Annotated in this window: 8 protein-coding genes; all 8 read right to left on the reverse strand. The window is 41.5% G+C overall.

Annotated features, from left to right (window positions below; all coding sequences use genetic code 11):
* Positions 1-113 (reverse strand): GTP-binding protein (locus EO125_RS04540; protein WP_151158424.1); only part of this gene is annotated, 113 nt, incomplete at its 3' end.
* A gap of 81 nt (positions 114-194) precedes the next feature.
* Entirely contained in the window at positions 195-2,270 is a 2,076-nt protein-coding gene (gene fusA, locus EO125_RS04545) for an elongation factor G (RefSeq protein ID WP_127147862.1), read from the reverse strand.
* 20 nt (positions 2,271-2,290) lie between these two features.
* Complete coding sequence (rpsG, locus tag EO125_RS04550) at positions 2,291-2,761, reverse strand: 30S ribosomal protein S7 (protein WP_009353884.1); 471 nt, start codon at positions 2,759-2,761, stop codon at positions 2,291-2,293.
* Between the two features lie 46 nt (positions 2,762-2,807).
* Positions 2,808-3,182, reverse strand: a complete 375-nt coding sequence (rpsL, locus tag EO125_RS04555; RefSeq protein ID WP_126939305.1) for a 30S ribosomal protein S12 — start codon at positions 3,180-3,182, stop codon at positions 2,808-2,810.
* A 73-nt stretch (positions 3,183-3,255) separates the two neighbouring features.
* Complete coding sequence (locus tag EO125_RS04560; protein WP_127147863.1) at positions 3,256-3,501, reverse strand: ribosomal L7Ae/L30e/S12e/Gadd45 family protein; 246 nt, start codon at positions 3,499-3,501, stop codon at positions 3,256-3,258.
* Between the two features lie 392 nt (positions 3,502-3,893).
* Entirely contained in the window at positions 3,894-8,138 is a 4,245-nt protein-coding gene (gene rpoC, locus EO125_RS04565; protein WP_127147864.1) for a DNA-directed RNA polymerase subunit beta', read from the reverse strand.
* A gap of 31 nt (positions 8,139-8,169) precedes the next feature.
* A complete protein-coding gene (gene rpoB / locus EO125_RS04570; protein WP_127147865.1) occupies positions 8,170-12,336 on the reverse strand; it encodes a DNA-directed RNA polymerase subunit beta in 4,167 nt (1,388 codons plus the stop codon).
* A 417-nt stretch (positions 12,337-12,753) separates the two neighbouring features.
* The gene (locus EO125_RS04575) at positions 12,754-12,951 is read right to left on the reverse strand and encodes a DUF362 domain-containing protein (RefSeq protein ID WP_127147866.1); all 198 of its coding nucleotides are present in this window, start codon (positions 12,949-12,951) and stop codon (positions 12,754-12,756) included.
* Positions 12,952-12,966: the final 15 nt, after the last annotated feature.

Raw genomic sequence — 12,966 nt, forward strand, 5'->3', positions numbered from 1 at the left:
TCAGCAAGAACTTTAGTGATTGCTGCTGTTAAAGTAGTTTTACCATGGTCAACGTGACCGATAGTACCAATGTTAACGTGTGGCTTATTACGTTCAAATTTTGCTTTTGCCATTTTGAATTGTCCTCCCGGATAATTAAAACTTTATATACAGTAATCCCATGGGGCTAAAAGCCCCACTAGATACACTTTTGATTAGCCATTTTTCTTAGCTTGAATTTCTTCAGCAATTTTCTTAGGCACTTCCTCGTAATGATCGAATGTCATGGAGTAGTTACCGCGACCTTGTGTTTTGGAACGAAGGTCAGTAGCATATCCGAACATTTCGCTCAATGGAACATATGCTTTGATATGTTGGGAACCGTTGCGAGCTTCCATACCATCCATGCGGCCACGACGGGAGTTCAAATCACCGATAACGTCGCCCATGTATTCTTCTGGTACTTCAACTTCAACAGCCATGTATGGTTCAAGTAATGCTGGGTCAGCTTTACGAGCACCCTCTTTGAAGCCCATAGAACCTGCAATTTTGAAGGCCATTTCAGAGGAGTCAACATCATGGTAGGAACCGTCAAATACGATAACTTTGATGTCAACCATTGGATAACCAGCGATAACACCAGATTCCATAGCCTCTTTAACACCGTTCTCAACTGGTCCAATGTATTCACGAGGAATAGAACCACCAACAACTTTATTTTCAAATTCGAAACCAGCACCTGGTTCTTGAGGAATGATTTCCAACCAGCAATGGCCGTATTGACCTTTACCACCAGATTGGCGAACGAATTTACCTTCAGATTTAACTGCTTTACGAATTGTTTCACGGTACGCTACTTGAGGTTTACCTACATTACATTCAACCTTGAACTCACGGTTCATACGGTCAACGATAATGTCAAGGTGAAGCTCACCCATACCGGAAATGATTGTTTGACCAGTTTCTTCATCAGTACGAACTTTGAAAGTTGGATCTTCTTCAGCCAAACGAGCTAAGGCCATACCCATTTTTTCTTGGTCCGCTTTAGTTTTTGGTTCAACCGCAACGGAGATAACTGGTTCTGGGAATTCCATGGATTCAAGAATAACTTGCGCTTTGTCATCGCAAAGTGTATCACCAGTAGTAGTATCTTTAAGACCTACTGCTGCAGCAATGTCACCAGCATACACGCGGTCAATTTCTTGACGGCTGTTAGCATGCATTTGCAAGATACGGCCGATACGTTCTTTTTTACCTTTTGTAGAGTTGAATACATAAGAACCAGACTCTAATGTACCAGAGTACACACGGAAGAACGCTAATTTACCAACATAAGGGTCAGCCATGATTTTGAAAGCCAACGCAGCGAAAGGGCCATCATCTGTGGAAGGACGAGTTGTCTCTTCACCAGTGTTAGGATCGATACCTTTGATCGCTGGTACATCTGTTGGAGCTGGCATGTAGTCAACTACAGCATCTAACAACATTTGTACGCCTTTGTTTTTATAGGAAGAACCGCAAAGAACTGGGAACAATGTGTTTTCACATACAGCTTTACGAAGAGCTGCTTTAATTTGTTCTTCAGAAATTTCTTCGCCTTCCAAATATTTTTCCATCAATTCGTCATCAGTTTCAGCCACAGCGTCAACCAACATTTCGCGACGTTCTGCTGCCACATCTGCGTATTCTTCTGGAATTTCAGTGATTTCGTATTCTTTTCCGTCATCGCTGATGTAGATTTCAGCTTTCATAGTTACCAAGTCAATGATACCTTTGAAAGTGTCTTCTGCCCCGATAGGCACTTGGATAGCTACGCTGTTAGCGCCTAAACGAGATTTCATCATATCAACTACGCGGAAGAAGTCAGCACCTACTGTATCCATTTTATTTACATAAGCGATACGAGGTACACCGTATTTATCCGCTTGACGCCATACTGTTTCAGATTGAGGCTCAACGCCACCTTTCGCACTGAATACAGCTACGGAGCCGTCTAGTACACGAAGGGAACGTTCTACTTCTACTGTAAAGTCTACGTGACCAGGAGTATCAATAATGTTGATGCGATGACCTTTCCATTGAGTAGTAGTCGCAGCGGACGTGATAGTAATACCACGTTCTTGCTCCTGCTCCATCCAGTCCATCGTAGCAGCACCTTCATGTACTTCACCGATTTTGTGAACTCGACCAGTATAGTAAAGGATACGTTCCGTTGTGGTTGTTTTACCAGCATCGATGTGAGCCATGATACCGATATTACGAGTTTTCTCTAAAGAAACTTCTCTTGCCACTTGTATATCTCCTTAACTAATTACCATTTGTAATGAGCAAATGCTTTATTAGCTTCTGCCATTTTATGAGTATCTTCTTTTTTCTTAATAGCTGCGCCAGTGTTATTGAACGCGTCCATTAATTCGCCTGCTAAACGTTCTTTCATAGTGCGTTCACCACGAAGACGAGCATAGTTTACCATCCAACGAATACCTAGAGATAAACGGCGATCAGCACGAACTTCAACCGGTACTTGGTAGTTAGCACCACCGATACGGCGAGCTCGCACTTCTAATACAGGCATTACATTTTTTAAAGCCTGATCAAAAACTTCCATAGGGTCTTGACCCATTTTGGAACGAATAATTTCAAATGCATCATATACGATGGATTCAGCAATGCCTTTTTTGCCATCGTACATTACTTTGTTAATGAAACGTGTTACTAATTTGCTATTGTACACCGGATCTGGTAGTACATCGCGTTTCACAACAGGGCCTTTTCTTGGCATGTCAATTCCTCCTTTAACGATGTGTGTTCTCTAATCTTATGCTAAATTATTTTTTAGCACGTTTCGCGCCATATTTGGAGCGGCTTTGCATACGGTTTTGTACGCCAGCTGTATCCAATGCACCACGAACGATGTGATAACGCACACCAGGAAGGTCCTTAACACGACCGCCTCTGATAAGTACAACGCTGTGTTCTTGTAAATTGTGACCAATGCCTGGGATGTATGCAGTTACTTCAATACCGTTTGTCAAACGAACACGGGCAACTTTACGAAGCGCGGAGTTCGGTTTTTTAGGCGTAGCAGTGTATACACGAGTACAAACACCACGTTTTTGTGGACACTCTTTCAAAGCTGGAGAGTCAGATTTACGCACTAAAGATTTACGGCCTTTACGTACTAACTGGTTAATAGTTGGCATGTGGGCACCTCCTTTCCAAACAATTAGATTTATAATTGATCCGCTCGATTGTATCGTTCGGATATTACCAAAACTACCGAAGCACGCCGATTGCGGCAGCTCCTACTTTAATATGAGCAGCTTGCCCCAGTTCTTCCATCGTATGATTTCGATCTACAGGCACGTTGTGCTCTAAACAAATTTCCAGAATCGGCAAGATAAGTCGGTCATCGCTATCAAGACCTACAAATACACACTCTACTTCATCGCGCCCCACGGCTTTACGTGTTTGTTTCGCTCCAATTGTGAGATTTGCATTTGAAAGCATATCGATTGTCATATGCGTCTCCTTCTCATTCGTTACTTACTTTAGGGCACACTGCCCCTCAAGCACTTTACTAGTGTACCATTCTTTATATGTCATGTCAAACCATTTTATCCCCTACAAATCGCCATAATAAAGCATTTTATATGTACATGTATCCGTGCGGTTCAGAAATATATTTTTCTGTATATTTTAAGTTGAATTTATACAGTTTTATAGTAATTGCTTGTATGTATATTCACTCCATTTCCTTTTATGGATTTTACCTATGCAAAATTGATATAACAAAATTATTTCTTCCTTTATATAACATAAAGAAATAAGCGGATAACTTCCTTATAGGTTGTCATCCGCTATTTCGTTAGACAATATGAACTATCTATCTATGCTCGTCTTACTGCCTTATATTATTCTGCTGTTTCTACTTCTGTAGTTTCTTTTGTTACATCCGTATTAACAACTTCTGTGTCCACCACTAGATCTTCTAATTCAGGTGTATGTTTCACTACTTTAATCTTACGATAACGGCTCATACCTGTACCAGCTGGTATCAATTTACCAATGATAACATTTTCTTTTAAGCCAAGTAATGGATCAATTTTACCTTTGATCGCTGCTTCTGTAAGAACACGAGTTGTTTCTTGGAAGGAAGCTGCTGATAAGAAGCTATCTGTCGCCAAGGCTGCTTTGGTAATACCCAAAAGTGTGCGAACACCTGTGGCCTCTTTTTTGCCATTTAAGCGTAAACGACGGTTTTCATCTTCAAATGTATTCACATCAATGGAGTCTCCTGGTAATACGTCTGCATCTCCAGCATCTTCAATTTTTACTTTATGTAACATTTGACGAACGATAACCTCGATGTGTTTATCGTTAATTTCTACACCTTGAGATTTGTATACTTTTTGTACTTCATATACTAGGTAACGTTGTGTTGCTTCTGTACCCATGACACGCATAATATCATGAGGGTTAATGGAACCTTCTGTTAAACGGGCACCTAAAGATACTACGTCACCATCTTTTACAATGATGCGAGATCCGTAAGGGATTAAGTAATCAAACTCTTCTCCCTCAGCTGTAGTAATGAAGATTGTATTCGTACCTTTTTTATTATCGTTAGGAACGACACGTATAGTACCTTCTACTTCTGCAATGATAGCATTACGTTTCGGACGACGTGCTTCAAACAATTCTTCGACACGAGGCAAACCTTGTGTGATATCATCACCAGCAACACCGCCTGTATGGAATGTACGCATTGTTAACTGTGTACCTGGCTCACCGATGGATTGTGCCGCAATAATACCTACTGCTTCACCCACTTGTACTTGTCCACCAGTACCTAAGTCACGACCATAACATTTCATACATACGCCATATGGGGAACGACAAGTCAATACAGAACGGATTTTCACTGTGTCGTAATGTTTTACGACTTCATCAGCTAATTCGTCAGTGATTTCACCATTCAATGGAACGATCACTTCACCAGTTTCTTTATTGATTAGTTCTTCTGCTGCTGTACGGCCCACGATACGATCTTTCAATGGCTCGATAACGCCAGTACCTTCCACGATAGCTTCTACTTCAATGCCATGGATGTCATTGTTGCGTACTTGAACTTCTTTTACATCAGAGTTCAAGATAGCTTCGATACCTTCTTCTGTCAACGCTGTATGCGCAGGGAAGATTTCTACACCTTCGCTATCAATAACGGGATATACAGTATCTTTACCCAACATATTTTCAACCATTGTGTTGCGTAATGTTGTACGAATCGTATCGTCCACTTCACCTAATGCAATAGTTTGAACAATGTTAGTATGGTTGATATCGCTGTCACTACCCAATTGTGCGCCACGCAATGCGATGGATTTTACCTGAGATTCTGCTAATGCTTCGATAGTTGCTTCTGTTACGATACTTTCAGCGTCAGCAATCACTTCCCCAGTCATAGGGTCTACTACATCGCGATCCAACACACGACCGATTAAATCATCTTTTAAGTATGTTAACGCATCTTTTGTATTGCGCGCTAAGCGAGCTCTTTCACGAGCTAAGTCGATACCTACTACGTCACAATCTTCTTCACGAACGATTACGTCTTGAGATACGTCAACAAGACGACGTGTTAAGTAACCGGAGTCAGCTGTACGAAGGGCTGTATCGGCCAAACCTTTACGAGCACCATGAGAGGACGTAAAGTAATCCAATACGGTCAAACCTTCTTTAAAGTTCGCTTTGATTGGTAAGTCGATGATACGACCAGATGGGTCCGCCATCAAACCACGCATACCCGCCAACTGACGGATCTGTTGTTTGTTACCACGGGCACCGGAGATGGCCATCATATATACTGGGTTGAAACCGTCTTGGTCAGCCGCCATATTATCCATCATGGCTTCTGTTACATTGTCGATTGCTTCATTCCAAAGATCGATTGTTTTACGGTAACGTTCTTCTTCTGTAATTAAACCACGACGATATAGACGGGATACTTTATTAACTTCTGTATCTGCTTCTTCTACGATACCAGCTTTTACTTCTGGTACTTTGATATCCGCAATAGCGATTGTCATACCAGCACGACGAGCGAAGGAGTAACCCAAGGATTTAATACGGTCCAATAGTTCTGCTGTTTTTTCGTTACCGAATGCTTGGAAACATTGGTCGACTAATTTACCAACCATTTTCTTATCCATGACTTTACCCAAGGACCATGTGCCGTCTTCTTCTTTCACAAATTGACGGATTTCTGGATATAGGGCTTCGTTGAAAATCAAACGACCTGCTGTCGTTTTAACTAAACCATATCCTTCGATACGAATGTAAATCACGTCTTGCAAACCGATGACACCAGAATCGTATGCCAACATCACTTCATCATAATTAGCGAAGCGTTTTGCTTTATCTTCTGTACCTTTACGAACTACTGTTAAGTAATATGTACCCAAAATCATATCCTGAGATGGAACCGCTACCGGTTTACCGTCTTTTGTGGACAAGATATTATGGGATGAAAGCATCAAGGTACGTGCTTCCGATTGTGCTTCTACGGACAATGGTAAGTGACACGCCATTTGGTCACCGTCAAAGTCAGCGTTGAAGGCTGTACATACTAAAGGATGCAATTTGATAGCACGGCCTTCCCAAAGGATTGGTTCGAAGGCTTGAATACCTAATCTATGCAACGTAGGGGCACGGTTTAATAATACTGGATGTTCTTTAATAACTTCTTCTAACGCTTCCCAAACACCAGGACCGATACGTTCTACTTGACGTTTTGCCGCTTTAATATTGCTAGCTTGTCCACGCTCTACCAAACGTTTCATAACGAATGGTTTGAACAATTCCAATGCCATCTCTTTTGGAAGACCACATTGATGCATTTTCAATTCTGGACCAACTACGATAACGGAACGGCCAGAATAGTCAACACGTTTACCCAACAAGTTTTGACGGAAACGACCTTGTTTACCTTTTAACATGTCAGATAAGGATTTCAATGGACGATTGCCAGGACCTGTGACAGGACGACCACGACGACCATTGTCAATCAACGCATCCACAGCTTCTTGTAGCATACGTTTTTCGTTGCGCACGATAATATCAGGAGCGCCTAAATCCAATAAACGTTTCAAACGGTTATTACGATTGATAACACGACGATATAAATCATTCAAGTCAGATGTGGCGAAACGACCACCATCTAATTGCACCATTGGGCGCAATTCAGGTGGAATCACTGGTACAACATCCATAATCATCCATTCTGGGCGGTTGCCAGATTGACGGAATGCTTCTACCACTTCTAAACGGCGAACGGCACGAACTTTACGTTGACCTGTGGCAGTTTCTAATTCACTGCGCAATTCATCGTTCAATGCTTCTAAGTCTAATTCGCAAAGTAATTCTTTAATCGCTTCTGCACCCATGTCGATACACACGAATGTGTTTTCTTCTAAGGCACCAAGTTCTAATTTTTCTTCACGAGTTAATACTTCGTATTCTTTTTCTTCTTCTGGGATTTCAGTATTCGATGAAAGTTCTGCATTCACAGCTTCTTTGTGTTTAGCAGAGTTAATTAATTGCAAGCGTTCACGACGTTGTGCAATGGTTTCAATGATAACACTTTTACCGCCAATGTTATACTCAGGCTCGTTAAACATAGCTTCGTATTCACGGAATTCAGTTTCAAATAACAACTGTTGTTTAGACAGCGGAGATTGACCTGGATCCACTACGATATACGCGGCAAAGTACAATACACGTTCCAAGGAACGAGGAGATATGTCAAGGATTAATCCCATACGAGATGGGATGCCCTTGAAATACCAAATATGAGACACTGGTGTAGCCAATTCGATATGGCCCATGCGTTCACGACGTACTTTGGCACGAGTCACTTCTACACCACATTTATCACAGACAACACCTTTATAACGGATGCGTTTATATTTTCCACAATGACATTCCCAGTCCTTGGTTGGTCCAAAAATGCGCTCACAGAATAAACCATCTCGCTCTGGTTTTAAGGTGCGGTAGTTAATTGTTTCAGGTTTTTTAACTTCTCCATGAGACCACTCCAAAATTTGTTGTGGCGAAGCTAAACCGATTCGCATGGAATCAAATTCATTTACATCTAGCACTGTATGCTCCCTCCTTTACGAGATAGTGGTATTACTCATTATCAGAAGATTCTACATAGCCACTAATTTGGCTGATAATATCGTCTTCTTCACCTGCTGTAACAGGCTCTTCTTCTACAATGTATCCGTCAGGTGTGCCTTCTACTGCGGAAGTTTTACTTTCTGCAGTCGCTTCTGTTGTACCTTCTTCCATGACTTCACGAATATCATCATGACGTGGTGCATCATCTTCATCTAATTCTTTGATGAGAACTTCTTCTTGATCTTCATTCAAGATTTTCACGTCAAGACCGATACTTTGTAATTCTTTCAACAATACTTTGAAAGATTCAGGTACGCCAGGTTCAGGAATGTTTTCACCTTTAACGATTTTTTCGTACGCTTTTACACGGCCTACAACATCGTCAGATTTTACAGTTAACAACTCTTGTAATGTATAAGCTGCGCCATAGGCTTCAAGAGCCCACACTTCCATCTCACCGAAACGTTGTCCACCGAATTGAGCTTTACCACCCAATGGTTGCTGTGTAACAAGGGAGTACGGACCTGTAGAACGAGCATGGATTTTATCATCTACTAGATGGTGAAGTTTCAACATGTATACATAACCAACGGTAACTTTGTTATCCATTTTTTCGCCTGTACGGCCATCGTATAATACTGTTTTACCATCATCATCACGACCAGCAATGCGAAGTGTATCGAATACGTCACTTTCATGAGCGCCGTCAAATACTGGTGTTGCAATATGGATGCCCGCTGTATCAGGTTTCGGCATGCCATATGTGTTAAAGTCGTAACCATATTTTTCCAACTCAGTGCGTAAGTGACTGCGTTTTTCTCGAACATGGTGAATCGTATCGATGACATTAACCACACGGCGAAGTGTGCGCAATTCTTCTTCTAAAGCTGTTTCCATTTCTGGACGTTCCGCTTCTACATCATCAAATGTTTCAATACCTAATTCATAGATGCGTTTTTCTTCTGCCAATAAGAAATCATAACGAGTTTGTCCACCCAATTCTTCAAATTTTTCTTCTGCACAATGTAAAATCTTATCTAATGCCACTACTTTTTGACTGTCGATTTGTTTATCTGTTTCAAGGTAATTCGCAATCGTCGGATCTGCAATGGATTGTTCTAGACTTTCAATTTCTGCGTAGATATCTTTAATACCGTCGATACCATCCCAGTAAGTACCATTCAATTTAGCTTCGTTAAGTACTTCTTTGATTTTTAGGTCTGTTGCTTTAATTTGCATACCCAAACCTTGTACTGCCCAACCTAAATGTGTTTCTAATACCTGTCCGATGTTCATACGAGACGGTACGCCTAACGGGTTCAACACGATTTGTACTGGTGTACCATCTGGTAAGAATGGCATATCTTCTTGGCGCATAACGCGAGAAACAACACCTTTGTTACCATGACGGCCCGCCATTTTATCGCCTTCGTGGATTTTACGTTTTTGTGCAATATATACACGAACCACTTTATTAACACCTGGTTGTAATTCGTCACCATTTTCACGAGTGAAGATTTTAACGTCCACAATTTTACCCGCTTCACCATGTGGCACACGCAAGGAAGTATCGCGAACTTCACGTTCTTTATCGCCGAAAATCGCACGTAATAAACGTTCTTCTGGAGTTAATTCAGTTTCCCCTTTAGGAGTTACTTTACCAACTAAGATGTCACCAGGTTTTACTTCTGCACCGATGCAGATGATACCGTTTTCATCCAAGTTTTTAAGGTTATCATCACCAGTATTTGGTAATTCACGAGTGATTTCTTCGGCACCTAATTTCGTGTCACGAGCATCACATTCGTACTCTTCGATATGGATGGATGTGTAAATATCTTCCTTACAAAGTTCTTCACTTAATAAGATCGCATCCTCGTAGTTATAACCTTCCCAAGGCATGAAGGCTACCAACACGTTGAAACCTAATGCTAATTCGCCACCATCTGTAGCTGGACCATCTGCCAACACTTGACCTTTCACAACGGATTGTCCACGGTATACGATTGGTTTTTGGTTAAAGCATGTAGATTGGTTAGAACGCATGAATTTATTCAATGTATATACGTCTACACGACCATTGTCACGTTGCACATGGATTTCATGGCCCCAACAACGTGTGACAATACCAGCTTCTTTTGCCAATACGCAAACACCGGAGTCTGTGGCCGCTTTGTATTCCATACCTGTACCTACCAATGGTGCTTGCGCACGAAGTAATGGCACTGCTTGACGCTGCATGTTCGCACCCATCAAGGCACGGTTCGCATCGTCATTTTCTAAGAATGGAATCATCGCAGTACCGATAGATACTACTTCTTTTGGACTTACGTCCATGTAGTCTACTTTATCTGGAGATACTTCTAATACGTCATGACCACGACGACATGCGATGTGATCAGATACGAAATAACCATCTTCATCGATACGAGAGTTCGCTTGGGCAATTGTCATGCCTTCTTCTTCATCAGCTGTCATATATACAACTTGGTCAGTAACACGAACTTTCAACACTTTGTTAGCATCTTCGGCTGTACCATATATTTTTTCAATTTTACGGTACGGTGCTTCTATGAAACCAAATTCGTTCACTTTCGCATAGTTGGACAAGGAGTTGATCAAGCCGATGTTTGGACCCTCTGGAGTTTCGATTGGACACATACGACCATAATGGGAATGATGCACGTCACGAACTTCAAAGCCCGCACGCTCACGAGATAAACCACCAGGTCCTAGTGCAGATAGACGACGTTTATGTGTCAATTCGCCCAATGGGTTAGTTTGGTCCATGAACTGGGACAACTGAGAAGAACCAAAGAATTCTTTAATAGCTGCCACAACTGGACGGATGTTCAATAATGCTTGTGGTGTAATGACAGATAGATCTTGAATTGTCATACGTTCTTTGACCACACGTTCCATACGAGTTAAACCGATACGGAATTGGTTTTGCAACAATTCGCCTACGCAACGAAGACGACGGTTACCCAAATGGTCGATATCGTCAGTTTGTCCAATGCCTTCGATTAAGTTCATCATGTAACTTACGTTCGCAATCATGTCTTCACGAGTCACTGTGCGATGGCTGAACGGCAAATTACTGTTGTTACAGATAACTTTCACAACAGTACCTTCTGTATTCACTACGAAGAACTCAGGTACTACATCACCGCTGTATACGCCACTATTAGCTACAATCTCAAGAACTTCTTCGTTCACATAGGTATTCGCTTCTACGATGATTTCGCCATTTTCGTCTACGATTGGTTCCGCCAATGTTTGACCGAACAAGCGTTGACGCCAGCCTAATTTTTTATTTAATTTATAACGACCTACACGAGCTAAATCATAGCGTCGAGGGTCAAAGAATAAATTATCGAATAAGTTACGAGCACTTTCCACAGTTGGTGGTTCCCCTGGACGAAGTTTTTTGTAGATTTCTACTAAAGCCTCATCAGCGGATTGTGTGCTGTCTTTTTCCAATGTACGAAGTAAACGTTCATCGTATTCTGGATGACCATTTTCGTCCACTTGTCCATTCCAGAATAATTCCAAGATGGATTCATTAGTTTCCCAACCTAATGCACGCACTAGTACTGTAGCTGGTAATTTACGGTTACGGTCAATACGTACGGACACGATGTCATTCGCATCTTTTTCTAACTCGATCCAAGCACCACGATTTGGAATCACTGTAGAATCATACAAACGGTTACCCATAGTATCGATGCTGCCACCGTAGTACACCCCTGGGGAACGAACCAATTGGGATACGATAACACGTTCCGCACCATTGATGATGAACGTACCTGTATCTGTCATCAATGGGAAGTCGCCCATGAATACTTCTTGTTCTTTAATATCTGGATTTTCTGGATCATTGTTAACGAGACGAACATTGACACGCAATGGTGCTGCATAGGTTGCATCACGATTCTTGCATTCGTTAATGTCGTACTTCGGTTCTCCAAGGCTGAATCCCTCAAAGGAAAGAGCTAGCTTTCCCGAATTGTCTTTAATCGGAGAAATATCGTTAAAAATATCTTGTAAACCGCTCTCTAAAAACCACTCATAAGACTTGCGTTGCACGTCTAACAAATGTGGCATTTCGAGAACTTCGTTAATCTTAGCGTAGGTATATCGAGTACGCTTACCCACCTGCTCAGGTTTGAACATGTTCTTTTCACCCCTCATAAAAATTGGCTTACATATTCTATAACGGTATGACTGCAGACGATTCCAGGTCTCAGTTTTCCTGCTGACCAATGACAAAATAAGCAAGGCTCGTAATTTTTTCTTGTGAACCTTGCTTTCCTCATTTCAGCACAACCTTGGATATATTCCTTCATCAATTCAATGTTATAGTTACTTTTTTGCAATTAAATATTATAATGTCCTTACATCTATTTGTCAAGACTTTTTAATGAAAGTCTCATCGCCATCTCTAGAGTAGTCAAACATTTGTGACAGAATCTCCTGAAAATATTTTTAATAGCACTCTGCTATGCATTCTGATGACCAGTGCTTCCTTACACCCATTACTACTTAACGATATATGTAGGTATACAAAGAAGAACTTGGATCACTAATGCATTACACATCAGTATCCAAGTCCTTTTCTTTTACCATCTGCACAGCACCGACCGGGCATATGGCATAACAATCGCCACAGTGAATGCACATGTCCTGATGAATGACATAGCGATCACCATTGCGAGTGATAGCCTGTGTCGGACAATCCATGGCGCATCCAGCACAACACACACAGGTGTCTTTAATATGAAAATACATAGACAAGCCTCCTAG

Origin of the sequence: Veillonella sp. VA139, assembly GCF_003992005.1 — a bacterium.
In the GTDB taxonomy this organism is placed as follows: domain Bacteria; phylum Bacillota; class Negativicutes; order Veillonellales; family Veillonellaceae; genus F0422.

What these genes read in the sequence shown, in the direction of transcription:
- rpsL (WP_126939305.1), bottom strand. Translation starts at nt 3,182, where the DNA reads ATGCCAACTATTAACCAGTTAGTACGTAAAGGCCGTAAATCTTTAGTG.
- EO125_RS04560 (WP_127147863.1), bottom strand. Translation starts at nt 3,501, where the DNA reads ATGACAATCGATATGCTTTCAAATGCAAATCTCACAATTGGAGCGAAA.
- rpsG (WP_009353884.1), bottom strand. Translation starts at nt 2,761, where the DNA reads ATGCCAAGAAAAGGCCCTGTTGTGAAACGCGATGTACTACCAGATCCG.
- EO125_RS04575 (WP_127147866.1), bottom strand. Translation starts at nt 12,951, where the DNA reads ATGTATTTTCATATTAAAGACACCTGTGTGTGTTGTGCTGGATGCGCC.
- rpoB (WP_127147865.1), bottom strand. Translation starts at nt 12,336, where the DNA reads ATGTTCAAACCTGAGCAGGTGGGTAAGCGTACTCGATATACCTACGCT.